This window comes from Paraburkholderia sp. BL18I3N2 (assembly GCF_003001875.1).
GTDB lineage: Bacteria > Pseudomonadota > Gammaproteobacteria > Burkholderiales > Burkholderiaceae > Paraburkholderia > Paraburkholderia phytofirmans.
The window spans coordinates 180,761-203,575 of the sequence record NZ_PVNC01000013.1 but is presented as its reverse complement, the minus strand read 5'-3'; the positions used below and the strand labels follow the sequence as shown (position 1 = coordinate 203,575).

The 22,815-nt window shown below is 62.1% G+C and carries 23 protein-coding genes; 19 read left to right on the top strand and 4 right to left on the bottom strand.

Annotated elements, in window-relative coordinates; genetic code table 11:
• The 3 genes from B0G75_RS28100 to B0G75_RS28090 form a co-directional block, all read right to left on the bottom strand.
• On the bottom strand, positions 1 to 233 hold a 233-nt coding region (locus B0G75_RS28100; protein ID WP_308705936.1), incomplete at its 3' end, for a citrate/2-methylcitrate synthase.
• 160 nt (positions 234 to 393) lie between these two features.
• Complete coding sequence (locus B0G75_RS28095; RefSeq protein ID WP_106313341.1) at positions 394 to 1,410, bottom strand: CoA ester lyase; 1,017 nt, start codon at positions 1,408 to 1,410, stop codon at positions 394 to 396.
• Between the two features lie 252 nt (positions 1,411 to 1,662).
• Entirely contained in the window at positions 1,663 to 2,646 is a 984-nt protein-coding gene (locus B0G75_RS28090) for a malate dehydrogenase (RefSeq protein ID WP_106313340.1), read from the bottom strand.
• A gap of 492 nt (positions 2,647 to 3,138) precedes the next feature.
• Here B0G75_RS28090 and B0G75_RS28085 point away from each other — a divergent pair, with 492 nt between their 5' ends.
• The 11 genes from B0G75_RS28085 (at position 3,139) to leuB (ending at position 12,925) form a co-directional block, all read left to right on the top strand.
• Positions 3,139 to 3,939 (top strand): GntR family transcriptional regulator, encoded by an 801-nt coding sequence (locus B0G75_RS28085; protein ID WP_012428648.1) that lies wholly within the window; start codon positions 3,139 to 3,141, stop codon positions 3,937 to 3,939.
• A gap of 157 nt (positions 3,940 to 4,096) precedes the next feature.
• Positions 4,097 to 4,513: a succinate dehydrogenase, cytochrome b556 subunit gene (gene sdhC, locus B0G75_RS28080; RefSeq protein WP_106313339.1), complete on the top strand. Its 417-nt coding sequence runs from the start codon at positions 4,097 to 4,099 to the stop codon at positions 4,511 to 4,513.
• 3 nt (positions 4,514 to 4,516) lie between these two features.
• On the top strand, positions 4,517 to 4,885 hold the full coding sequence (gene sdhD, locus B0G75_RS28075; protein WP_012428646.1) for a succinate dehydrogenase, hydrophobic membrane anchor protein: 369 nt from the start codon (positions 4,517 to 4,519) through the stop codon (positions 4,883 to 4,885).
• Positions 4,886 to 4,889: 4 nt separating this feature from the next.
• On the top strand, positions 4,890 to 6,665 hold the full coding sequence (gene sdhA, locus B0G75_RS28070; RefSeq protein ID WP_106313338.1) for a succinate dehydrogenase flavoprotein subunit: 1,776 nt from the start codon (positions 4,890 to 4,892) through the stop codon (positions 6,663 to 6,665).
• Between the two features lie 24 nt (positions 6,666 to 6,689).
• Positions 6,690 to 7,394, top strand: a complete 705-nt coding sequence (locus tag B0G75_RS28065; protein ID WP_012428644.1) for a succinate dehydrogenase iron-sulfur subunit — start codon at positions 6,690 to 6,692, stop codon at positions 7,392 to 7,394.
• A gap of 1 nt (position 7,395) precedes the next feature.
• A complete protein-coding gene (locus B0G75_RS28060; RefSeq protein ID WP_106282590.1) occupies positions 7,396 to 7,668 on the top strand; it encodes a succinate dehydrogenase assembly factor 2 in 273 nt (90 codons plus the stop codon).
• A 91-nt stretch (positions 7,669 to 7,759) separates the two neighbouring features.
• The gene (gltA, locus tag B0G75_RS28055; protein ID WP_012428642.1) at positions 7,760 to 9,061 is read left to right on the top strand and encodes a citrate synthase; all 1,302 of its coding nucleotides are present in this window, start codon (positions 7,760 to 7,762) and stop codon (positions 9,059 to 9,061) included.
• Positions 9,062 to 9,392: 331 nt separating this feature from the next.
• The gene (leuC, locus tag B0G75_RS28050; protein ID WP_106313337.1) at positions 9,393 to 10,802 is read left to right on the top strand and encodes a 3-isopropylmalate dehydratase large subunit; all 1,410 of its coding nucleotides are present in this window, start codon (positions 9,393 to 9,395) and stop codon (positions 10,800 to 10,802) included.
• Positions 10,803 to 10,808: 6 nt separating this feature from the next.
• A complete protein-coding gene (locus B0G75_RS28045) occupies positions 10,809 to 10,967 on the top strand; it encodes an entericidin A/B family lipoprotein (RefSeq protein WP_012428640.1) in 159 nt (52 codons plus the stop codon).
• 85 nt (positions 10,968 to 11,052) lie between these two features.
• A complete protein-coding gene (leuD, locus tag B0G75_RS28040; protein ID WP_106313351.1) occupies positions 11,053 to 11,706 on the top strand; it encodes a 3-isopropylmalate dehydratase small subunit in 654 nt (217 codons plus the stop codon).
• Positions 11,707 to 11,857: 151 nt separating this feature from the next.
• Positions 11,858 to 12,925: a 3-isopropylmalate dehydrogenase gene (gene leuB, locus B0G75_RS28035; protein ID WP_106313336.1), complete on the top strand. Its 1,068-nt coding sequence runs from the start codon at positions 11,858 to 11,860 to the stop codon at positions 12,923 to 12,925.
• A 51-nt stretch (positions 12,926 to 12,976) separates the two neighbouring features.
• On the opposite strand, the gene B0G75_RS40830 is transcribed toward leuB, so the two are convergent.
• The gene (locus B0G75_RS40830; protein WP_181309369.1) at positions 12,977 to 13,255 is read right to left on the bottom strand and encodes a hypothetical protein; all 279 of its coding nucleotides are present in this window, start codon (positions 13,253 to 13,255) and stop codon (positions 12,977 to 12,979) included.
• Here B0G75_RS40830 and asd point away from each other — a divergent pair.
• The 8 genes from asd (at position 13,254) to accD (ending at position 22,795) form a co-directional block, all read left to right on the top strand.
• Entirely contained in the window at positions 13,254 to 14,375 is a 1,122-nt protein-coding gene (gene asd, locus B0G75_RS28030) for an aspartate-semialdehyde dehydrogenase (RefSeq protein WP_012428637.1), read from the top strand. The genes B0G75_RS40830 and asd overlap by 2 nt on opposite strands.
• Positions 14,376 to 14,514: 139 nt before the next feature.
• The gene (locus tag B0G75_RS28025) at positions 14,515 to 17,289 is read left to right on the top strand and encodes a FimV/HubP family polar landmark protein (RefSeq protein ID WP_106313335.1); all 2,775 of its coding nucleotides are present in this window, start codon (positions 14,515 to 14,517) and stop codon (positions 17,287 to 17,289) included.
• Complete coding sequence (gene truA / locus B0G75_RS28020; RefSeq protein ID WP_106313334.1) at positions 17,286 to 18,098, top strand: tRNA pseudouridine(38-40) synthase TruA; 813 nt, start codon at positions 17,286 to 17,288, stop codon at positions 18,096 to 18,098. The genes B0G75_RS28025 and truA overlap by 4 nt, the downstream gene beginning before the upstream one ends.
• Complete coding sequence (locus B0G75_RS28015) at positions 18,095 to 18,808, top strand: phosphoribosylanthranilate isomerase (protein WP_106313333.1); 714 nt, start codon at positions 18,095 to 18,097, stop codon at positions 18,806 to 18,808. Before truA ends, B0G75_RS28015 begins: the two co-directional genes overlap by 4 nt.
• Before the next feature lie 60 nt (positions 18,809 to 18,868).
• Entirely contained in the window at positions 18,869 to 20,062 is a 1,194-nt protein-coding gene (gene trpB, locus B0G75_RS28010) for a tryptophan synthase subunit beta (RefSeq protein WP_106313332.1), read from the top strand.
• Positions 20,063 to 20,073: 11 nt separating this feature from the next.
• Complete coding sequence (locus tag B0G75_RS28005) at positions 20,074 to 20,979, top strand: site-specific DNA-methyltransferase (protein WP_106313331.1); 906 nt, start codon at positions 20,074 to 20,076, stop codon at positions 20,977 to 20,979.
• 50 nt (positions 20,980 to 21,029) lie between these two features.
• Entirely contained in the window at positions 21,030 to 21,842 is an 813-nt protein-coding gene (gene trpA, locus B0G75_RS28000) for a tryptophan synthase subunit alpha (RefSeq protein ID WP_106313330.1), read from the top strand.
• An 80-nt stretch (positions 21,843 to 21,922) separates the two neighbouring features.
• Complete coding sequence (gene accD, locus B0G75_RS27995) at positions 21,923 to 22,795, top strand: acetyl-CoA carboxylase, carboxyltransferase subunit beta (RefSeq protein WP_012428630.1); 873 nt, start codon at positions 21,923 to 21,925, stop codon at positions 22,793 to 22,795.
• The last annotated feature ends 20 nt before the right edge of the window (positions 22,796 to 22,815 follow it).

The following is a 22,815-nucleotide window of genomic DNA, read 5'->3' as shown; positions in this document are numbered from 1 at the left end:
GTCGGCAGCTTTTCGTGCACGAGCAGGTACGCGATTTCTTCGAATTCGCAGGCGCTCGCAATATCGAGAATGTCGTAGCCGCGGTAGTGCAGGTCGTTGCCGGTCTTGCCGACCGTGCAGAGGGCCGTGTTGCCCGCCGTCACGCCCGACAGGGCGACGGATTTCTTAGGTTTGAAACCGCTTTGGGGTTCGTTGCCGCCTTGTGCACCGGCGGTTTGCGTCGTCTCGCTCATCTCCCGCAATCTCCTTTGTGCCTGCTCGATGCTTCTGATTGACCCGTGCGTTCGACGCCCGACTCGCGCAGCGCCACACGGTGGACTGTTTCGATTGCCTCACGGCGTGCGCATGGACCGCTCATGGCCGCCGCGCTGATTGCCGCAGCGACTTTCACACTCATGATCCTGCTGGCACGTCAGTGCCCACTTTCGCGAAGAGCGGCGCAGCGTCTTGCGGGACGGCACGCCCCGTAGCTTGCGCTCGACGCAGGACCGACCAGTAGTACCGATAGCTCGCGCGGTCATGCAGCGTGTCGTGATGGCGCGTCGGGCCCCATTGCGCGGACTGCGCGGCAAGCAGGATTTCGGTGGCGATGGCGATCTCTTCGTCGCGCGGCGCGAATGCGGCGACGATTGCTTCGATCTGCGCCGGATGGATGCTCCACATGCGCGTGTAGCCGAACTCGTTGCGGGCGCGCGCGGCGTCGTTGGCGACCACGCTCATGTCGCGCACCTCCGTGCTGACGTTATGCGAAGGCACTTTGCCGTATGCATGGCAGGCAGCTGAGATTTCCAGCTTCGCGCGCCGCACCAGCGGATGATCGAACTGGCCGGGCGAGCGCATGGCGGTATCGGGAATCGCGCCGTCGTGCGCGGAGACGAAGTCCATCAGGCCGAAGCTCAGCGCTTCCACGCCGGGCAGCGCGGCCAGGTCGAACACACGCGTCAGCGCACCGTGCGTTTCGACCAGCAATTGCACCGGCACCGGTTGCGCGATGCCCAGTTCGCGCCGCGTCGCCTCAATGAACGCGACCATTTCGGCGGCATCAGGGACGTTGCGAATCTTCGGCAGGGTGATGTAAGCAGGCGCTCGCTTCGCGGCGCGCAGAATGAGACGGACGTCGTCGCGCCAGTGCGCGTGATCGAAGTCGTGAATCCGCACGCCGACGCGGCCGAAGCGGTCATGCTCGCTGCCCAGGAACGACGCGACCAGTTCCGCGTGCTCCGCTTCGCGGCCGACCTGCGCGCCGTCTTCGCAATCGAGCGTGATGTCGAACACGGGCCCCAGTTGCTGCTGCAAGGCCAACGATTTCAGCATCAGCTTTTCGCTGCCGGCGTAGTGATCGCAGGCAGGCAGCACAGCGGGCGGCACTTCGCCGTCAAACAGCACTTCGGCGGGTGTGAGGGCGCGCATTCTCGGCGTCAGGAGCGTGGGTAATGTTTGGTTTGGAGAAATCCGATTCGGGCGCGCGCTGCCGGACCATCGCGGTAACTGCGCAAAACGCGCTCGGATCAGATGCGAATAGCAGCATTCGCATGTAAAAAACCGGAACCCGCCGCGGCGGCGCCTGTGAGCGCCGCGCCAGACTTCTCGCTTCGCGCCAGGCCCCCGAGGGCAGCCTGGCGTTCTCTCACGAGTTCCGGTCCGTCTGCATCAGCCGGCCGCTTAGCCGAGCAGGTGTTGAACGCCTTCGCGCTCTTCGAGCAGTTCGTTCAGCGTGCCGTCCATCTTTTCGCGCGAGAACGCATCGATTTCCAGACCTTCGACGCGCTTGTACTCGCCGTTTTCGCACGTAACCGGCACGCCGTAGATGATGTCTTCCGGAATGCCGTACGAGCCGTCCGACGGAATACCCATGGTGACCCACTTGCCGTTCGTGCCGAGCACCCAGTCACGCACGTGGTCGATTGCCGCGTTAGCCGCCGACGCTGCCGACGACAGGCCGCGCGCTTCGATGATCGCAGCGCCGCGCTTGCCGACGGTCGGGATGAACGTGTTGCGGTTCCATTCATCGTCGTTGATCAGCTTGGTCAGGTCTTGACCCTCTGCCGTTGCAAAGCGGAAATCCGGGTACATGGTCGGCGAGTGGTTGCCCCACACAGCCAGCTTTTCGATCGACGCGACCGGCTTGCCCGACTTGGCGGCCAGTTGCGACAGCGCACGGTTGTGGTCCAGACGCAGCATGGCGGTGAAGTTCTTCTTCGGCAGATCCGGCGCCGACTTCATGGCAATGTAGGCGTTCGTGTTGGCCGGGTTGCCGACCACCAGCACCTTCACGTCGCGGCTCGCGACCTTGTTCAGCGCCTTGCCCTGAACCGTGAAGATTTCGGCGTTGGCCGACAGCAGGTCTTTACGCTCCATGCCTTTCGAACGCGGACGCGCGCCGACCAGCAGGGCCACGTCTGCATCCTTGAATGCAACTTCGGGATCGTCGGTGATTACGACGCCCGACAGCAGCGGGAATGCGCAATCATCCAGTTCCATCACGACGCCTTTGACGGCGCCTTGCGCTTGCGGCAGGTCGAGCAGTTGCAGGACGACCGGTTGGTCCTTGCCGAGCAGGTCGCCATTGGCGATGCGGAACAGCAGGGAGTAAGCGATTTGACCTGCGGCGCCGGTGACGGCAACGCGCTTTGCGGGCTTAGCCATTGAGAAATCTCCAGGACGATGCGTTAGACGCTAGGGAAAACGCCATTCTATATGCGCGTTCAGCGAAGCGTTGTGAAACACGGCGGAATTCACTCACGCGGACTGCCTCGAAATCTGCGGAGGCCAACGGGCGCGTTGCGGCGAGACCGCCATGCTGGAATCTGTACTGCCGCACGGGAGCGGAATACGAGGCGCCGGGTAGCCGCTGCACGGTGCGGGCTCCTGCAAACAGCGCGTTTCGGCAAGCGTCTGACCAGCGAATGGCGGCGAAATCGAAACCTGAACTGCGTGGGAACAGCATGGTGCAGAGTGGCTGCCGGTGCGTCGCGGCGCTGCATCAAATAGCCGCCGAAAAACCCGCAAACCCTTGCTCGACAAGGAGTGTAGGAGTCGTCAGACACAAAGTCAACATTATCTTATGTCTTATATAAGACATATCTGTTGCGGGGAAAACCCTAGACGCGGCCTAGCCCTTTATGATGAAATGCGCGCATGAATTCGAACCCGGCGAACACCACGAATCCGAGCGGCCAAGGGGTCGCGGGAGAGGGTGTACCCGCTGCGCCCACGGCCACGTCGCCCACTTTCAGCCCGTTATATCAGCAGATCAAGGGGTTGATCACGCAGAGCCTCGAAAGCGGCGAGTGGAAGCCGGGCGAGATCATTCCTAGTGAAGTCGAATTGGCGGCCAGATACAAGGTCAGTCAGGGAACGGTGCGCAAAGCGATCGACGAACTTGCCGCCGACAACCTGCTCGTGCGCCGCCAGGGCAAGGGCACGTTTGTTGCGACGCACAACGAAGACCGCGCCCAGTTTCGCTTCCTCAGATTACTGGCCGATGACGGCGCGGAGCACCCGCACGTCAGCCGTCTGCTTGAATGCCGGCGCTTGCGTGCTTCGGCGGACATTGCCCGGCAACTCGATCTGAAACCGGCGGACCCAGTCGTATTGATCAAGCGCTTGCTGCAGTTCGACGGCGAAGTCACCGTGCTCGACGAAATCTGGCTGCCGGGCGCGGTGTTCCGCGGCCTCACGCTCGAGCGATTGTCGGAGTATAAAGGTCCGCTCTACGCGATGTTCGAGACGGAATTCGGCACCCGCATGATCCGCGCAACGGAGAAGATCCGCGCGGTGGCGGCTGAGCCTTCCGTGGCCGATCTGCTGCATGTGCCAGCAGGGTTTCCGCTGCTATCTGTCGAGCGCGTGTCCTATACATATGGGGACCGGCCGGTTGAAGTACGCCGCGGTTGGTATGTCACAACCGGGTATTACTATCAGAACGATCTAAGCTGAATTGGGCTGAATGAGGGCGCTGCGTCCCACGCGCGCGCCTGTTTGAAGGCGCCTTTATCGTGCGTGCTGTAACGGACCTGTCGTGGTTTTCGCTGCAGCGCGATATAAAAAGGCGCTAAAATTGCGGATTAGTGTGACTACATAGTAGGGGTCTAGCATGGCTGAAGCCGTAAAAAAACCGAGGCCGGAATTCCGGAACATCGGTATCGGGCAGATATTGACGGCGTATCGTCTCCCTCTAGCGGGGCGAGTATCGATCTTGCACCGCGTGAGCGGTGGTCTGCTTTTTGTTTTTCTTCCGTTCCTGCTGTACCTCCTCGATCAGAGCCTGACTTCTGAACTCAGCTTCGAAGTCTTCAAGGGTTTCCTCTCCAACATCATCGTCAAGCTCATCACGCTCGTTCTCGCGTGGGCCTTCCTGTTTCACTTCTGCGCCGGCGTCCGCCACTTGCTAATGGACACGAACCACAACGCAGTGACGAAGGAAAAGGGCAAGTCGACCTCCATCGTCGTTCTCGTCGTGTCGTCGCTGCTCACCATCGCATTCGCGGCAAAACTGTTCGGAGCATTCTAAACAATGTCATCAAATAACCGAATCGGTTCGAAGCGTCTCGTCGTCGGCGCGCATTACGGTCTGCGCGACTGGCTGGCCCAGCGTATTACCGCCGCCGTGATGGCAATCTACACGGTCATCCTGCTCGCCTGGTTCTTCGGCGCGCGCGATTTCTCGTACGACGGCTGGGCGTCGATCTTCGCCACGCAATGGATGAAGCTCGCCACGTTCGTCACGCTGCTTTCGCTGTTCTACCACGCGTGGGTGGGTATCCGCGACATCTGGATGGACTATGTGAAGCCCGTTGGCATCCGCCTGTTGCTTCAAGCGCTGACGATCGTCTGGCTGCTCGCGTGTGCGGGCTACGCTGCGCAGATTCTCTGGAGAGTGTAAAAGAATGGCTGCAATCAAGAATTCTCTGCCGCGTCGCAAGTTTGACGTGGTTATCGTCGGCGCAGGCGGCTCGGGGATGCGCGCTTCGCTGCAACTCGCGCGCGCCGGTCTGTCGGTCTGCGTGCTGTCCAAGGTGTTCCCGACGCGTTCGCACACGGTTGCTGCTCAAGGCGGCATTGGCGCATCGCTCGGCAACATGAGCGAAGACAACTGGCATTACCACTTCTACGACACGATCAAGGGTTCGGACTGGCTCGGCGACCAGGACGCGATCGAGTTCATGTGCCGCGAAGCACCGAACGCTGTGTACGAACTCGAACACTTCGGCATGCCGTTCGACCGTAACGCGGACGGCACGATCTATCAGCGCCCGTTCGGCGGCCACACCGCGAACTACGGCGAAAAGCCGGTGCAACGCGCTTGCGCGGCGGCTGACCGTACCGGTCACGCGCTGCTGCACACGCTGTATCAGCAAAACGTCGAGGCCAAGACGCAGTTCTTCGTCGAATGGATGGCGCTGGATCTGATCCGCGACTCCGAAGGCGACGTGCTCGGCGTGACCGCGCTGGAAATGGAAACCGGCGACGTCTACATTCTCGAAGGCAAGACCACGCTGTTCGCCACGGGCGGCGCGGGCCGGATTTTCGCGGCATCCACCAACGCGTTCATCAACACCGGCGACGGTCTGGGCATGGCGGCGCGTTCGGGCATCGCGCTGCAAGACATGGAATTCTGGCAATTCCACCCGACCGGCGTGGCCGGCGCGGGCGTGCTGATTACCGAAGGCGTGCGCGGCGAAGGCGGCATTCTGCGCAACTCGAATGGCGAGCGTTTCATGGAACGCTACGCGCCGACCCTGAAGGATCTGGCGCCGCGTGACTTCGTGTCCCGTTCGATGGACCAGGAAATCAAGGAAGGCCGCGGCGTCGGTCCGAACAAGGATCACGTGCTGCTCGACCTGTCGCACATTGGCGCCGAGACGATCATGAAGCGTCTGCCGTCGATCCGCGAAATCGCGCTGAAGTTCGCGAACGTCGATTGCATTAAAGAACCGATTCCGGTCGTGCCGACCATCCACTATCAGATGGGTGGTATTCCGACGAACATCAACGGCCAGGTCGTGGGTACGTCGAAGGGCGCTGAAGACCCGGTCAACGGCTTCTACGCAGTGGGCGAATGCTCGTGCGTGTCGGTGCACGGCGCGAACCGTCTCGGCACGAACTCGCTGCTCGACCTGGTGGTGTTCGGCCGCGCGGCCGGCAACCACATCGTCAAGCACGTGAAGGAAATCAAGGAGCACAAGCCGCTGCCGGCCGACGCCGCTGATTTCGCGCTGTCGCGTCTGGCGAAGCTCGACAGCTCGTCTTCGGGCGAGTACGCGCAATCGGTCGCGAACGACATTCGCGGCACGATGCAGAAGCACGCCGGCGTGTTCCGCACCTCGGCGCTGCTGGCCGAGGGCGTGGAGCGCATTCGCGAAGTGGCTGACCGCGTCGACAACATCCATTTGAAGGACAAGTCGAAGGTGTTCAACACCGCGCGGGTCGAAGCGCTGGAAGTGGCGAACCTGATCGAAGTGGCACGCGCCACGATGGTTTCCGCCGAAGCGCGTAAAGAAAGCCGTGGCGCGCACGCGCAAAACGACTTCGAACATCGCGACGACGAAAACTGGATGCGCCATACGCTGTGGTTCAGCGAAGGCGATCGCCTTGACTATAAGCCGGTGCACATGCAACCGCTGACGGTCGAATCGGTTCCGCCGAAAGCGCGGACCTTCTAAGGCACAAGTCAAAGGAATTCAGAAATGGCAAAGCGTACATTTGAAATTTACCGCTACGACCCGGACAAGGACGCAGCGCCGCGCATGCAAACGTACGAGATCGAGATCGACTCGCATGAGCGCATGCTGCTCGACGCGCTGCTGAAGTTGAAGGCAGTCGACGAAACGCTGTCGTTCCGCCGTTCGTGCCGCGAAGGCGTGTGCGGTTCGGACGCCATGAACATCAACGGCAAGAACGGTCTGGCCTGCCTGCAGAACATGAACGATCTGCCGCAAAAGATCGTGCTGCGTCCGCTGCCGGGACTGCCGGTCATTCGCGACCTGATCGTCGACATGACGCAGTTCTTCAACCAGTATCATTCGATCAAGCCGTACCTGATCAACGACACGCCGCCGCCGGAAAAGGAACGTCTGCAGTCGCCGGAAGAGCGCGACGAGCTCGACGGCCTGTACGAATGTATTCTGTGCGCTAGCTGCTCGACTTCGTGCCCGAGCTTCTGGTGGAATCCGGACAAGTTCGTCGGTCCGGCCGGCCTGTTGCAAGCCTACCGTTTCATCGCGGACAGCCGCGACGAAGCGACGGGCGAACGACTCGACAACCTGGAAGATCCGTACCGTCTGTTCCGTTGCCATACCATCATGAACTGTGTCGACGTTTGCCCGAAGGGCCTGAACCCGACCAAGGCGATTGGCAAGATCAAGGAATTGATGGTTCGCCGCGCTGTCTGAGATGGAATCAACATCGCATCAGTCCGACCCTCTCCGCCGCGCGCGTCTTCGCTGGCGCGCGCGGCGGGGCCTGCTGGAAAACGATCTGATCTTTGAGCGTTTTTTCAGCCGATATGAGCATGACCTCAGCGATGCGGATGTGGGCGCCCTCACGCGCCTGCTCGAGCTGAGCGATAACGACCTGATGGACTTGCTGCTCGTACGCAAGGAACCGGAAGGCGACCTTGCCGACCCGGATGTGATCCGGGTGCTGGAGCTGCTGCGGAATGCCTGACCGGCATAACCGGCTTTGAGCGCAGCTTGTCCGTTGTTCCAGGCGTGCAATTATCGAAACCCTGTTTCCATACTTCGATTGAGGATGTGCTATGACCCCGTCAGATGTTAAAGCCACGCTATCGTTCAGCGACAATTCGCCGAGCGTTGAAATGCCGATTTACAAGGGCACTCTCGGCCCGGACGTGATCGACATCCGCAAACTGTACGGCCAGACCGGCAAGTTCACGTACGACCCGGGCTTCATGTCGACGGCGGCTTGCAATTCGGCGATCACCTACATCGACGGCGACAAGGGCGAGCTGCTGTATCGCGGCTACCCGATCGACAACCTCGCGCAAAACGCCGACTTCCTCGAAACCTGCTATCTGCTGCTGAAAGGCGAACTGCCGAACGCAGAGCAGAACGCCGAATTCGTCAAGACGGTCACGAACCACACGATGGTGCATGAGCAAATGCACTTCTTCTTCCGTGGTTTCCGTCGTGACGCGCACCCGATGGCGATTCTGGTCGCCGCAGTCGGCGCACTGTCGGCGTTCTATCACGACTCGCTCGACATCAACAATCCGCGTCACCGTGAAGTGTCGGCCATTCGCATGATCGCGAAGCTGCCGACGCTGGTCGCCATGGCGTACAAGTACAGCATCGGCCAGCCGTTTGCGTACCCGAAGAACGACCTGTCGTACAGCGCGAACTTCATGCACATGATGTTCTCGAACCCGTGCGAAGAGTACAAGGTCAATGACGTGCTGGTGCGCGCGCTGGACCGTATCCTGATCCTGCATGCAGATCACGAGCAGAATGCATCGACCTCGACCGTGCGTCTCGCCGGCTCGTCGGGCGCGAATCCGTTCGCGTGTATCGCGGCTGGTATCGCGTGTCTGTGGGGCCCGGCGCACGGCGGTGCGAACGAAGCCGCACTGAACATGCTGGAAGAAATCGGCTCGGTCGACAACATTCCTGAGTTCATCAAGCAGGTGAAGGACAAGAACTCGGGCGTGAAGCTGATGGGCTTCGGTCACCGCGTCTACAAGAACTACGACCCGCGTGCGAAGCTGATGCGCGAAACCTGCCACGAAGTGCTGGAAGAGCTGGGCCTGCACGACGACCCGCTGTTCAAGCTGGCCATGGCACTGGAAAAGATCGCGCTGGAAGACGAATACTTCGTGTCGCGCAAGCTGTACCCGAACGTCGATTTCTACTCGGGCATCGTGCAGCGCGCGCTGGGCATTCCGACCTCGATGTTCACGTGTATCTTCGCGATGGCACGTACGGTCGGCTGGATTGCGCAGTGGAACGAAATGATCGCCGATCCGGAACAGAAGATTGGCCGTCCGCGTCAGCTGTTTATCGGCGATACGCAGCGCGAAGCCAAGCCGATCGCGCAACGTTGATCGGGTTTGAGTCCGTATAGTTCGTCGTGGCTGCGTGTGCTGCGAATTAGAACGTACGGAGTCTGCTGCTGAAAAAACGCCCCGACGGGTTTTCCGTCGGGGCGTTTTGTTTCCGGCTTCTGGTTCCGCGCTGTGAGCGTTCAAACGCGCGGCGGCGCAACAAGCGGCGGGCGCGTCGCGCGTGCCGGGTAACGTCCATACAGGTATCGACACTACCACCCAACTCCCTGTTTTTTATCGGTTTTCTCCCTGATTGAGCGGCCCAGGCGGGACTCTGCGTGGCATAATCGACCGACACGGTCAGCCCGAAGTCATTACTACCCCGCATACCATGGCACAGACTCTCTACGACAAATTGTGGAACACACACGTGGTCCACACGGAAGAAGACGGCACGACGATTCTCTATATCGACCGTCACCTGCTGCACGAAGTCACCAGCCCTCAGGCGTTCGAAGGCCTGAAACTGGCTGAGCGTCCGGTGTGGCGCATCAGCGCGAACCTGGCGGTCTCGGACCATAACGTGCCGACCACGGACCGCAGCCACGGCATCGCCGATCCGGTTTCCAAGCTGCAAGTCGACACGCTCGATTCGAACTGCGACGCCTACGGCATCACGCAGTTCAAGATGAACGATCTGCGTCAGGGCATCGTGCACATCATCGGGCCGGAGCAGGGCGCTACGCTGCCGGGCATGACGATCGTCTGCGGAGATTCGCACACGTCCACGCACGGCGCGTTCGGCGCGTTGGCGCATGGCATCGGCACGTCGGAAGTCGAGCACGTGCTGGCCACGCAAACGCTTTTGCAGAAGAAAAGCAAGAACATGCTGGTGAAGGTGGAAGGCGCGCTGCCGCGCGGCTGCACCGCGAAAGACATCGTGCTCGCCATCATCGGCAAGATCGGCACGGCGGGCGGCACCGGCTATGCAATCGAGTTCGGCGGGTCGACCATTCGCGCGCTCTCCATGGAAGGCCGCATGACGGTCTGCAACATGGCGATCGAAGCTGGCGCGCGCGCCGGCATGGTCGCGGTCGACGACACCACCATCGAGTATCTGAAAGGCCGTCCGTTCTCGCCGGAAGGCGTGGAATGGGATCACGCGGTCGAGTATTGGAAGCAGTTCAAGTCTGACGAAGGCGCGCACTTCGACCGCGTGGTCGAACTGAACGCCGCCGAGATCGTGCCGCAAGTCACGTGGGGCACGTCGCCGGAAATGGTCACGGCCGTGGACGGCCGCGTGCCGGATCCGGATCGCGAGAAAGACCCGGTCAAGCGCGACGCCATGGAGCGCGCGCTGAAATACATGGCGCTCGAACCGAATGCGCCGATCGAGTCGATCAAGCCGGATAAAATCTTCATTGGGTCGTGCACCAACGCGCGCATTGAAGACATTCGCGCCGCGGCTTACGTCGTGAAGAAGCTGGGCCGCCGCGTGGCGCCGAATATCCGTCTGGCCATGGTCGTGCCGGGTTCGGGGCTCGTGAAGGCGCAGGCGGAACGTGAAGGTCTCGACAAGGTCTTCACCGACGCCGGTTTCGAATGGCGTGAACCGGGTTGCTCGATGTGTCTCGCCATGAACGCCGACCGGCTCGAGCCGGGCGAGCGTTGCGCGTCCACGTCGAATCGGAATTTCGAAGGTCGTCAGGGCGCCGGTGGCCGTACCCACCTCGTGAGCCCCGCAATGGCTGCGGCTGCCGCCATCGAAGGGCATTTCGTCGATATTCGCCAGCTTGGATAAACACGCATGATGAAGAACATCAATCGCACCACTCTATTGCGCCGCTTCGCTCTCGGTACGCTGGCTGGGCTGTTGCTCGGTCTGGCCGGTTGCAACACGGTGCACGGATTCGGCGAGGACATGTCGCACCTCGGCAATTCGATCAGCAATCACGCTGATAAATAAGCGGGTTTTGATTTTTGCCGGCGATGCGCCGAGCGGCTTTCCGGCCGCCGCGCGCATGCCCGGTCTTGAAACAGGCGCAAGCGTCATGGAAAAATTCATCGTACACACCGGCGTCGTGGCGCCGCTCGATCGCGAGAACGTCGACACCGACGCGATCATTCCGAAGCAATTCCTGAAGTCAATCAAGCGCACCGGTTTCGGTCCGAATGCTTTCGACGAATGGCGTTACCTCGACCACGGCGAGCCGGGTCAGGACAATTCGAAGCGCCCGCTGAATCCGGATTTCGTGCTGAACCAGCCGCGTTATCAGGGCGCTTCGGTGTTGCTGGCGCGCAAGAACTTCGGCTGCGGCAGCTCGCGGGAGCACGCGCCGTGGGCGCTGGAGCAATACGGCTTTCGTGCGCTGATCGCGCCGAGTTTCGCCGACATTTTCTATAACAACTGCTTCAAGAACGGCGTGCTGCCGATCGTGCTGACTGAACAGCAGGTCGATCACCTGTTCAACGAAACGTATGCGTTCAACGGTTTCAAACTGACGGTCGACCTCGAGGCGCAAGTCGTGCGCACGTCGGACGGCGGCACCGAATATCCGTTCGAAGTCGCGGCGTTCCGCAAGTACTGTCTGCTGAACGGTTTCGACGACATCGGCCTCACGCTGCGGCACGCGGACAAAATTCGCCAGTTCGAAGCGGAGCGTATTGCGAAACAGCCTTGGCTGGCGCACCGCATCGTCGGTTAAATGCGTGAGGGCCGATCAAGGCCCGCCCCGCAGATTCACGCTCGCAAGAAAACGCCGGGCCGCGACAAGTTTTCTTGCCCCCTCGGGGGGCTGACGCGAAGCGACAGGTCTGGGGCACTCCCATTCTCGAAGCAAACCTCAAGGAATTCGCATGAAGATCGCAGTCTTGCCGGGCGACGGCATCGGTCCCGAAATCGTCAAGGAAGCCGTCAAGGTTCTGAACGTGCTCGGCGAAAAGTTCGAACTCGAAGAAGCGCCGGTTGGCGGCGCGGGCTACGAAGCGAAGGGCCACCCGCTGCCCGATTCGACGCTGGCGCTGGCGAAAGAAGCCGACGCGATCCTGTTCGGCGCCGTTGGCGACTGGAAGTACGATTCGCTCGAACGCGCGCTGCGTCCGGAGCAGGCCATTTTGGGTCTGCGCAAGCACCTGCAACTGTTCGCGAACTTCCGTCCGGCGATCTGCTATCCGCAACTGACGGGCGCTTCGTCGTTGAAGGAAGAGATCGTTTCGGGCCTCGATATCCTGATCGTGCGCGAACTGAACGGCGACATCTATTTCGGCGCACCGCGCGGCGTGCGTTCGTCGCCGGACGGGCTGTTCGAAGGCGCGAAGGAAGGCTTCGACACAATGCGCTATTCGGAGCCTGAAGTGCGCCGCATTGCGCACGTCGCGTTTCAGGCGGCGCAAAAGCGCCAGAAGAAGCTGACGAGCGTGGACAAGGCCAATGTGCTCGAAACCTCGCAATTCTGGCGCGACGTGATGATCGACGTGTCGAAGGAATATGCGGACGTCGAACTGTCGCACATGTATGTCGACAACGCGGCGATGCAGCTGGTGAAGGCGCCGAAGGCGTTCGACGTGGTTGTCACCGGCAACATGTTCGGCGACATTCTTTCCGATGAAGCAGCCATGCTGACCGGCTCGATCGGCATGCTGCCGTCGGCCTCGCTCGACAAGGACAACAAGGGCTTGTACGAGCCGTCGCACGGTTCGGCACCGGACATCGCCGGCAAGGGCGTGGCGAATCCGCTCGCCACCATTCTGTCGGCGGCCATGATGCTGCGCTATTCGCTGAACAAGGCGGAACAGGCGGATCGTATCGAAAACGCGGTGAAAAAGGTGCTCGAACAAGGCTATCGCACCGGCGACATTCTCACGCCGGGTTGCAAGCAGGTTGGCACGGTGGCGATGGGCGACGCGGTGGTCGCCGCGCTGTAAAGCGGCATAAAACGCGAAACGGCCTCGAAAACTGGCTGTTTCGCGTGTATTTCAGACAACGGTGGTGGACGAAAGCGACAGCAACGGCGTCGCCGGATTCCGGTTTTCGTGTATATTGTGGCGATGGCACAACTGGCTCAAATCTCCTCGATTTCGAAACTGCACGGCAAAACGGCCCGTGTGGTTGAGCTCGCCATTACCACCACCAAAGCGATTACCCCGAAAACGATCACGAAACGCTGATCGTCCGTCGTGCCCGCTCATCTTCCCCGCGCGGTCACTGCGGGCAAAGATGCGGGGAAGTTTCCATTTCGAAGGGTATGAAGTCATGAACGTAGGTCTCGTAGGTTGGCGCGGCATGGTCGGCAGCGTCCTGATGCAACGCATGCAGCAGGAAGGCGATTTCGATCTTATCGAACCGGTGTTTTTCAGCACCAGCAACGCGGGCGGCAACGCGCCGTCGTTCGCCAAAAACGAGACCAAGCTCAAAGATGCGACAAGCATCGACGACCTGAAGAAGTGCGAAGCGATCATCTCGTGCCAGGGCGGCGACTACACGAACGAAGTGTTCCCGAAGCTGCGCGCTGCGGGCTGGAACGGCTACTGGATCGACGCGGCTTCGTCGCTGCGCATGAAGGACGACGCCGTCATCATTCTCGATCCGGTCAACCTCGACGTGATCAAGAACGCGCTGGTCAAGGGCCAGAAGAATTTCATCGGCGGCAATTGCACGGTCAGCCTGATGTTGATGGCGCTCGGCGGTCTGTTCCGCGAGAACCTCGTCGACTGGATGACGGCCATGACGTATCAGGCCGCTTCGGGCGCGGGCGCGCAGAACATGCGCGAACTGCTGCAGCAAATGGGCACCCTATACGGCGCGGCCAAGGAAGACCTGGCGGATCCGTCGTCGGCGATTCTCGACATCGACCGACGCGTGCTTTCCGCGATGAACAGCGACCGCATGCCGACCGACAATTTCGGCGTGCCGCTCGCCGGCTCGCTGATTCCGTGGATCGACAAGGATCTCGGCAACGGCATGTCGAAGGAAGAGTGGAAGGGCGGCGCGGAAACCAACAAGATTCTCGGCAAGCCGGCCATGGGCACGCCGGGTTCGATTCCTGTCGACGGCCTGTGCGTGCGCATCGGCGCAATGCGCTGCCACTCGCAGGCATTGACCATCAAGCTGAATAAGGACGTGCCGCTGGACGAAGTGAACAGCATCCTCGCGTCGGGCAACGACTGGGTCAAGGTCGTGCCGAACGAGCGCGAAGCGTCCATGCGCGATCTGTCCCCCGCAGTGGTGACGGGTACGCTGACGGTGCCGGTCGGGCGCGTGCGCAAACTGGCCATGGGCGGCGAATATCTGTCGGCTTTCACGGTCGGCGATCAGCTGTTGTGGGGCGCTGCGGAACCGCTGCGTCGCATGCTTCGCATTGTGCTCGACAAGTAAAGTAAACTACGCGCTCGCGACGCGTAGAAAACTCAAGAAGCGTCGCGCTTGCGCGGCGCTTTTTTCATTGTGTGCTCCGATTATCTTGTCTCTTTCCAACCGCAAAAAAGGGCTGCGCGCTGACGCGCCAGGAGTCCCGATGAACCTTCGACTCTCATCCCTTCGGGCTATGTTCAATCTTCCGGGTGCGAGCCGATTGACGGCCGCCGTCGCTGTGTCCGCTGCGCTTGTGTGCGCTGGCGTGGGCAGCGCGACTGCCGCACCGGGCGATGCCGCGAGCGCACCAGAAGCCGCCTCTGTTTCGTACGCGAACGGTGGTCAAGTGACGGTGCGGCCTGGGCAGTCGCTGAACGACGTGGCGATTGCCGTCACGCAGTCGCACGACAAGGCGACGCTCGCACGTGCCTCGCGCGCGTTGTTCGATGCGAATCCGAATGCGTTCATGAGCCACGACCCGAGCCGGTTGCGGCTGGGTGCGGTGTTGACGGTGCCGGTGCTGGATGCGTCGGGTGCGCTGGCGGCGTCGGCGGCGGGCGTCGCGGCTGCGCCTGCTTCGGCGCCCAATGTGGCTCCTGCGACCGACGCTGCGAGTGCCGTGGCGCAGGCCAACGCGGGGGCGGCAAGCGCAGCAAGCGCTGCGGCGCCAGCCGCCCCTGCTGTTTCGGCGGTGGCCAGTGCGGCCACTGAGGCGAGCTCGGCGACACCGGGTAGCACGGGTTCGTCGGCGCCGATCGCGGGATCGCAGGCGGCGGCATTGCCGGCCAGCGGTACTCATGCGTGGTCCGGTTCGATTCAGCCCTCGGCTAGCGAGGCTGAAGGTGCATCAGCGGCTGGTGCCGGAACGACTCCGGCGACGACCGCCGCGCAGCCGGCATCGCAACCGCGTGCGCAGGTGTCGAGCCTGCAGCAATTGCTCGCGCTGAAAAATCGCGTGCTGATGGAGTTGCAGAAACACGGCATCGGCGGGACGCCTCCCGCTACCAACACGGCGTCGACCGGCGTCGCGCAACCGGCGGTTGGCGTGTCATCAGCGGCGGCTGTGCCGAGTCACGGCTCTACGCCGGTGGCATCGACATCGAGTGATGCTGGCATGTCGCAGACGGAGTTGAGTGTGGCGGCGGCGATTGGCGCGGCGCTGGTCGCGCTGCTGGCGGCGCTGCGCATGGGCCGGCGTAAGCGCGAACGTCTGGCGGCTGACGCTGCGTCGGCGGATGGCGATACGGCAGTGTCCGCGCGGGCAACGGGTCCGCAGGACGTCGTGTCGACGCGCGAGCAGATTCCGGAGCGCGGAGCGTCGGACGTCGGCGATGATTCGGCGGTTGGAAACGCGGCGGCACTGGCGGCTGCGGAGCGCGAAGCTGCGGAAGGCGACGCGGCGGCGCGTGAAATGGCGGAACGGGTCGCGGCGGAGCGCGAAGCGGAAATCCGTCAGGCCGCTGCGCGGGAGGCGGCGGAAAAAGCAGCGGATCATGCAGCGGCAGAGCGTGCGGCAGCGGAGCAGGCCGCGGCTGAACACTCAGCGGCGGAACGTACGGCAGCGGAGCAGGCTGCGGCGGAACACGCAGCGGGGGAACGTACGGCAGCAGAGCAGGCTACGGCAGAACACGCAGCGGCGGAACGTACGGCAGCGGAGCAGGCAGCGGCAGAACACGCGACCGCGGAACGCACCGCAGCGGAGCAGGCAGAGGCTGAACACGCAGCGGCGGAACGCACGGCAGCAGAGCAGGCCGAGGCCGAGCGGGCAGCAGCAGAACGCGCAACCGCAGAACGTGCAGCAGAAAATCAACCCACCGCAGGCCACAAAACCTTCCCTTCACCCGACCTCAACGCGCCCGACCACATCTCGCAAGAGCGCGACGCCGCGCCCGCATCAGTCGAACCTGCGCAATTGAGTCCAAACGTCGCTCCGTCCGCTCAGGGCGGTTTGAATCCGGAACCTCTCCCCACGCCCCACCACGACGACTTCGACAGCGCGACCACGGCCGCGAGCCTTGCCGCCGCCGCGGAACTCGGTGCTGAGGCGTTGCCGTTGGCGCCGCTCGAGCCCGTCGACGACGCCTTCCTGCACGAGGAGCCCGCTCATCGTCTGCAATGGGACGATACGCCGGCCGCAAGGCTGGAGCCGTCGATCGAATCGCAGCGTCATCTGAACGTGCCGCCGGCGGTCGATTTCACGCAGCCGCACGTCGAGCCGCACTCCCCTCCGGCGTTCGGTCAGTCGCACAGCGATGCAGCTTCGCCTGCCAAGCCGTTGGCGGAAGAGGCGCAGCAGGCGCATAGCGAACCGGCGCACGAGCCGCATCAACCGGTTCAAGCGTTATCTTCCGATGCCTCGCCGACCCGCGAGCCAGCATCGCGAGCGCAACCCCAGTCCGCGCCCGCAGCCGTGCCGACCGAATTCCCGCGCGACGCCGTCGATGCGTTCGGCAGCCTCGACATGCCGTTGCCCCCACGCGTCGAGTCGTCCGCCGATGCCTTGCAAGCGCCCGCCTCACTGTCGAGCCAGCCGGTGGCGTCGCCGGAAACCACTGCACAACAGGCCGCGCCGCTGCCCCACCCGGACGACGACACGCCGCACATTGCCGACGAAATAACGGCGGGCACCGCAGGCCACGCAGCCGTCGCGGGCTTGGGCGCGGGGTTTGGCACGGGCCTGGGTGCGGCCGGCTTCGGCGCCTTGAAGCTCGATTTCGATCTCGAGTTGCCGCCGAGCCCGGCCCAGCCGTTGCCGGCGTTTACGCAGAGCGATCTCAGCCGAATCGCCCGCAACAAGCTCGAACTGGCGGCCGAATACATCGAGCTGGGCGATCTGTCCGGCGCGCGCGCGCTCATCAACGAAGTGATCGAGACGAACGATCCGGGTACGCGCACCGAGGCCCGCGCGTTGCTCTCGACGCTCGCCCCGTTGTCGTGAAGCGTATTGCTCTAGGCGTCCAGTACGACGGTTCGGCATTCTGCGGCTGGCAGTCGCAACCGCACCGCAACACCGTGCAGGACGAACTCGAACGGGCGCTGCGCGAGTTTGCGCGGACGCCGGTGCAAACGGTCGTCGCGGGGCGCACGGATACCGGGGTGCATGGCCTTGGGCAGGTTGTGCACTTCGATACCGAACTGGATCGTGCCGACGTTTCCTGGGTTCGCGGCACCAATTCGTTCCTGCCGAAGACGATCTCGGTGCAGTGGGCCAAGCCGATGCCCGACGAGTTTCACGCGCGTTTCTCCGCGTTCGAGCGGACCTATTATTACGTGCTGTACGTCCATCCAGTGCGCTCGCCGATGCTGGCGACGCGGGCCGGCTGGGTGCATACGGCGCTCGACGTCGACGCTATGCAGAAGGCCGCCGCGCACCTGCTCGGCGAACACGACTTTTCGGCGTTCCGTTCGTCGCAATGCCAGGCGAAAACGCCGATCAAGCACCTGTATCAGATCGACGTGAAGCAACAGGGCGACTTCGTCCATTTCCGTTTTCGGGCGAACGCGTTCCTGCACCACATGGTGCGCAACCTGATGGGCTGCCTGGTCTACATCGGCGGTGGCCGTCGCCCGGTCGAATGGATGGCCGAGGTGCTCGCGAGCCGCGATCGCGATTTCGCCGCGCCGACCTTCATGCCGGACGGTTTGTATCTGGCGCAGGTGGGCTATCCTGAGCAATTCGCCGTGCCCGCGCCGCAAACGGGCAGCGTGCCGTGGAATACCGTATGGACCGAGCAAGCGCAAACATGAACTCAACCGAAAACCTCGCGAACGAATCCCACGAAGGCGCCCAGCAGCAGGCCGCGCCGCGCCGCACGCGCATCAAGCTGTGCGGCCTGTCGAAGCCGGGAGACGTGTCCCGGGCGATCGACCTCGGCGCCGACGCCATCGGCCTCGTGTTCTACCCGCCGAGCCCGCGTTCGGTCAGCGTCGCGCAGGCGGTCGAACTGGTGCACGATGTGCCGCCGTTCGTCTCGGTGGTCGGCTTGTTCGTCAACGCCACGCCGGACTGGATTCGCGAGGTTGCGAGCAACGTTGGACTCACGTTACTGCAGTTTCACGGCGATGAGACGCCCGAGCAGTGCGAATCGCTCGCCGGCGTTGCGGGTTTGCCTTGGTTGCGCGCGTTGCGCGTTGCGGCGGATACTCAGCCGGCCGATTTGGTAAAATCGGCCCTTAGCTATTCATCAGCCAGCGGCCTTCTGTTCGACACCCATGTCGAAGGGTACGGCGGCGGCGGGAAGGTCTTCGATTGGTCACTTATTCCAGCAGAGCTCGCGCGTCGGGCCGTTTTGAGTGGTGGGTTGAACGCGCAAAACGTCAGTGAAGCGATCCATCGCGTGCGCCCGTACGCGGTCGATGTCTCGAGCGGCATCGAAACGCCGGGCGCCAAGGGCGTGAAAGATCACGCCCGGATGGCGGCGTTCGTACGCGCGGTGCGCGCAGCGGACGCCGAATGATTCCGGCGCGGCGGTTGTCTCGCACGAGAGCCGCGCGCCACACTGAGAAGAGTGATCACCATGTATAACTTGCCTGACGAAAGAGGTCATTTCGGCCAATTTGGCGGCGTGTTCGTCGCTGAAACGCTGGTCCACGCGCTCGATGAGTTGCGTGCGGCATACGACAAATATAAGCAGGACCCAGAATTCGTCGCTGAATACGAGCGCGAATTGAAGTATTTCGTTGGGCGTCCGTCGCCGATTTATCACGCTCAGCGCTGGAGCGAAATGCTTGGCGGCGCGCAGATTTTCCTGAAGCGCGAGGACTTGAATCACACCGGCGCACACAAGGTCAACAATGTGATCGGCCAGGCGTTGCTCGCTAAACGCATGGGCAAGCCGCGAGTGATCGCGGAAACTGGCGCCGGTCAGCACGGCGTGGCTACGGCGACCATCGCCGCGCGTTTCGGCATGGAATGCGTGGTCTACATGGGCGCCGAGGACGTGCGCCGCCAGGCCGCCAATGTCTACCGCATGAAGCTGCTCGGCGCGACGGTCGTGCCGGTCGAGTCGGGCTCGCGAACCTTGAAGGACGCGTTGAACGAAGCCATGCGCGACTGGGTTACCAACGTCGAAAACACGTTCTACATCATCGGCACGGTGGCGGGACCGCATCCTTACCCGATGATGGTGCGCGACTTCCAGCGCGTGATCGGCGACGAGTGCAAGGTGCAAATGCCTGAGCTGGTTGGCCGACAGCCGGATGCGGTGATCGCGTGCGTTGGCGGTGGTTCCAACGCGATGGGCATCTTTTACCCGTACATTGACGACACTTCAGTGAAGCTGATCGGCGTCGAAGCAGCCGGCGACGGCATTGAGTCCGGCCGCCACGCCGCGTCGCTGATTGGCGGAAGCCCGGGCGTACTGCACGGCAACCGTACGTACCTGCTTCAGGACGAAAACGGCCAGATCATCGAGACGCATTCGGTGTCGGCGGGCTTGGACTATCCGGGTGTCGGCCCCGAGCACGCTTGGCTAAAAGACAGCAAGCGCGCGGAATATGTCGGCATCACCGACGAAGAAGCGCTCAAAGCGTTCCACGATTGCTGCCGAATCGAAGGCATCATTCCGGCACTGGAATCCAGCCACGCGCTGGCCTATGCCGCGAAACTCGCGCCGACGCTGCCGAAGGACAAGTACCTTCTGGTCAATTTGTCGGGCCGCGGCGACAAGGACATGCATACGGTCGCTGAGCGATCGGGCATTCAGTTCTGAGCGCCGCGACGATGCGTGACGAGTTCGACGAGCCACAGCCGGCAATTGAAACCACGCCGGCCGCCGATAGTCCGGCGGCCGAGGCGCCTGCATCTCTGTTGCCGCAGGTGCCTGCCGGCATCCGCCTGTTGAACCGCGATTTTTTGACCGATGTAGCGAACATTCCAGACGGATCGATCGATCTCATCGTATGCGATCCGCCTTACGGGCTTGGCAAGGATTATGGCAACGACTCCGACATGCGCACGGGCGAAGATTTTCTCGCCTGGACCCGTGGCTGGCTCGAACTGGCTATTCCGAAGCTCAAGCCGTCGGGTTCGCTCTACATTTTCTGCACCTGGCAGTACGCGCCGGAGATCTTCAGCTTCCTGAAGACAAAACTCACGATGATCAACGAAATCATCTGGGACCGGCGTGTGCCGAGCATGGGCGGAACGGTGCGCCGGTTCACTTCGGTGCACGACAACATCGGTTTTTTCGCGGTGTCGAAGGATTACTTCTTCGACCTAGATCCCGTCCGTATCCCCTACGATGCAGCCACGAAGAAGGCGCGTTCGCGTAAATTGTTCGAAGGCAGTAAGTGGCTCGAGGTTGGCTACAATCCAAAGGACGTCTGGTCGGTATCGCGGCTGCATCGGCAACATGCCGAGCGCGTCGCGCACCCTACGCAGAAGCCTCTGGAAATTGTGGAGCGGATGGTGCTGGCAAGTTGTCCGAAGGGCGGCCGCGTGCTCGACCCTTTTATGGGCAGCGGCACCACCGCAGTCGCTTGCGCCCGTCAGCAGCGCGAATTCGTCGGCTATGAAATCAATGAAAGTTACTGCGCGATCGCGCGCGAACGCGTCAGCGCCGCTGCTAATCCGCCTGTTGCGCGCCGGGTCAAAGCCAAAACTCAACGGCAAACCGAAGTGCAATGAGCGACGTGCATAAGCACGGCTGCGCAGTAACCCAAATCCGAGAATATTCCATGTCCCGTATCAAGAACACGTTTGCTGCGCTGTCCGCCCAAGGTAAGAAAGGTCTGATTCCGTTTATGACGGCGGGCGACCCCGACCCCGCGCGCACGGTCGAATTCATGCATGCGCTCGCCGCCGGCGGCGCCGATGTAATCGAACTCGGCGTGCCGTTTTCCGACCCGATGGCCGATGGTCCAGTGATCCAGCAGTCGTCGGAGCGCGCGTTGGCCCATGGCGTGTCGCTGCGCCACGTGATCGCCGACGTCAAGCGCTTCCGCGAGACCAATGACACCACGCCCGTGGTGCTGATGGGCTACGCCAATCCGATCGAACGCATGGGTACCGAAGCCTTTGCGAAGGCGGCCAAGGATGCTGGTGTAGATGGCGTACTGGTTGTCGATTATCCGCCGGAAGAGTGCGCTAACTTTGCTCAACAGATGCGATCTGCGGGCATCGATCCGATTTTCCTGCTGGCGCCCACGTCTACCGACGAGCGTATTGCCGAAGTTGGCAAGATTGCCAGCGGCTACGTCTATTATGTGTCGTTGAAAGGCGTGACCGGAGCGGCAAATCTGGACGTTTCCAGCATCGCGAGTAAAATCCCGGCCATCAAGTCGCGCGTCCCCCTGCCGGTGGGCGTCGGTTTCGGTATCCGTGACGCGCAAACCGCGCGTTCGGTGGCCGAAGTATCCGATGCCGTCGTGATCGGCAGCCGTATCGTGCAATTGCTCGAACAGGCGGCGCCCGAAACCGCTGCCGAAACGCTGACGCGTTTCGTCGCCGAAGTGCGCGAGGCGCTGGATAGCGTCGCGACTGCCCGATAACAGTTATTTTTGTCTTCTGTAGTGTGAGCGGCGGGCTTGTCCCGCCGTTTGCGCGATCGTAGACCCGAGAAGGATTCACTATGAGCTGGCTCGACAAACTGCTGCCGCCGAAAATCAAACAAACCGACCCGAAGAACCGCAAGGGGATTCCGGAAGGGTTGTGGATCAAGTGCCCGTCGTGTGAAGCGGTGCTATACCGCAACGACGTCGAGGCCAATCTGCATGTTTGCCCGAAGTGCGACCATCACATGCGCATCGGCGCGCGCGAACGGCTCGACGGTCTGCTCGATCCGGAAGGCCGCTACGAGATCGGCCAGGAAATCGTCCCGGTCGACGCGCTCAAGTTCAAAGACAGCCGCAAGTATCCAGACCGCCTGAAAGAGGCGATGGACGACACCGACGAAACCGACGCGATGGTCGTCATGGGCGGTGCGATCCATACGCTGCCGGTGGTGGTGGCCTGCTTCGAGTTCTCGTTCATGGGCGGCTCGATGGGTTCGGTGGTCGGCGAGCGCTTTGCGCGCGGCGCGCAGAACGCGCTCGAACAGAAAGTGCCGTTCATCTGCTTCACCGCTTCGGGCGGCGCGCGCATGCAGGAAAGCCTGTTGTCGCTGATGCAGATGGCGAAGACCACGGCCATGCTGACCAAGCTCGCCGAAGCCAAGCTGCCGTTCATCTCCGTGCTGACCGACCCGACCATGGGCGGCGTGTCGGCCAGTTTCGCGTTCCTCGGCGACGTGGTGATCGCTGAACCTAAGGCGTTGATCGGTTTTGCCGGTCCGCGCGTGATCGAACAAACCGTGCGTGAGAAACTGCCGGAAGGCTTCCAGCGCGCCGAGTTCCTGTTGACGAAGGGCGCGATCGACATGATCGTCGACCGTCGCAAGCTGCGTGAAGAGCTTGCTCAATTGATGGCGCTTTTGAGCCATCAGCCGGCTGACGCAGTCGCGTAAGCAGGCAACAGCGTGAACTG

Bases quoted from the DNA above. Each gene is read 5' to 3' on its own strand.
- B0G75_RS40830 (WP_181309369.1), bottom strand. From the start codon at position 13,255: ATGACTTCATACCCTTCGAAATGGAAACTTCCCCGCATCTTTGCCCGC.
- B0G75_RS28015 (WP_106313333.1), top strand. From the start codon at position 18,095: ATGAACTCAACCGAAAACCTCGCGAACGAATCCCACGAAGGCGCCCAG.
- sdhD (WP_012428646.1), top strand. From the start codon at position 4,517: ATGTCATCAAATAACCGAATCGGTTCGAAGCGTCTCGTCGTCGGCGCG.
- leuC (WP_106313337.1), top strand. From the start codon at position 9,393: ATGGCACAGACTCTCTACGACAAATTGTGGAACACACACGTGGTCCAC.
- leuB (WP_106313336.1), top strand. From the start codon at position 11,858: ATGAAGATCGCAGTCTTGCCGGGCGACGGCATCGGTCCCGAAATCGTC.
- B0G75_RS28085 (WP_012428648.1), top strand. From the start codon at position 3,139: ATGAATTCGAACCCGGCGAACACCACGAATCCGAGCGGCCAAGGGGTC.
- sdhC (WP_106313339.1), top strand. From the start codon at position 4,097: ATGGCTGAAGCCGTAAAAAAACCGAGGCCGGAATTCCGGAACATCGGT.
- asd (WP_012428637.1), top strand. From the start codon at position 13,254: ATGAACGTAGGTCTCGTAGGTTGGCGCGGCATGGTCGGCAGCGTCCTG.
- B0G75_RS28090 (WP_106313340.1), bottom strand. From the start codon at position 2,646: ATGGCTAAGCCCGCAAAGCGCGTTGCCGTCACCGGCGCCGCAGGTCAA.
- sdhA (WP_106313338.1), top strand. From the start codon at position 4,890: ATGGCTGCAATCAAGAATTCTCTGCCGCGTCGCAAGTTTGACGTGGTT.
- B0G75_RS28045 (WP_012428640.1), top strand. From the start codon at position 10,809: ATGATGAAGAACATCAATCGCACCACTCTATTGCGCCGCTTCGCTCTC.
- B0G75_RS28005 (WP_106313331.1), top strand. From the start codon at position 20,074: ATGCGTGACGAGTTCGACGAGCCACAGCCGGCAATTGAAACCACGCCG.
- accD (WP_012428630.1), top strand. From the start codon at position 21,923: ATGAGCTGGCTCGACAAACTGCTGCCGCCGAAAATCAAACAAACCGAC.
- B0G75_RS28095 (WP_106313341.1), bottom strand. From the start codon at position 1,410: ATGCGCGCCCTCACACCCGCCGAAGTGCTGTTTGACGGCGAAGTGCCG.
- trpB (WP_106313332.1), top strand. From the start codon at position 18,869: ATGTATAACTTGCCTGACGAAAGAGGTCATTTCGGCCAATTTGGCGGC.
- trpA (WP_106313330.1), top strand. From the start codon at position 21,030: ATGTCCCGTATCAAGAACACGTTTGCTGCGCTGTCCGCCCAAGGTAAG.
- B0G75_RS28060 (WP_106282590.1), top strand. From the start codon at position 7,396: ATGGAATCAACATCGCATCAGTCCGACCCTCTCCGCCGCGCGCGTCTT.
- leuD (WP_106313351.1), top strand. From the start codon at position 11,053: ATGGAAAAATTCATCGTACACACCGGCGTCGTGGCGCCGCTCGATCGC.
- B0G75_RS28065 (WP_012428644.1), top strand. From the start codon at position 6,690: ATGGCAAAGCGTACATTTGAAATTTACCGCTACGACCCGGACAAGGAC.
- gltA (WP_012428642.1), top strand. From the start codon at position 7,760: ATGACCCCGTCAGATGTTAAAGCCACGCTATCGTTCAGCGACAATTCG.
- B0G75_RS28025 (WP_106313335.1), top strand. From the start codon at position 14,515: ATGAACCTTCGACTCTCATCCCTTCGGGCTATGTTCAATCTTCCGGGT.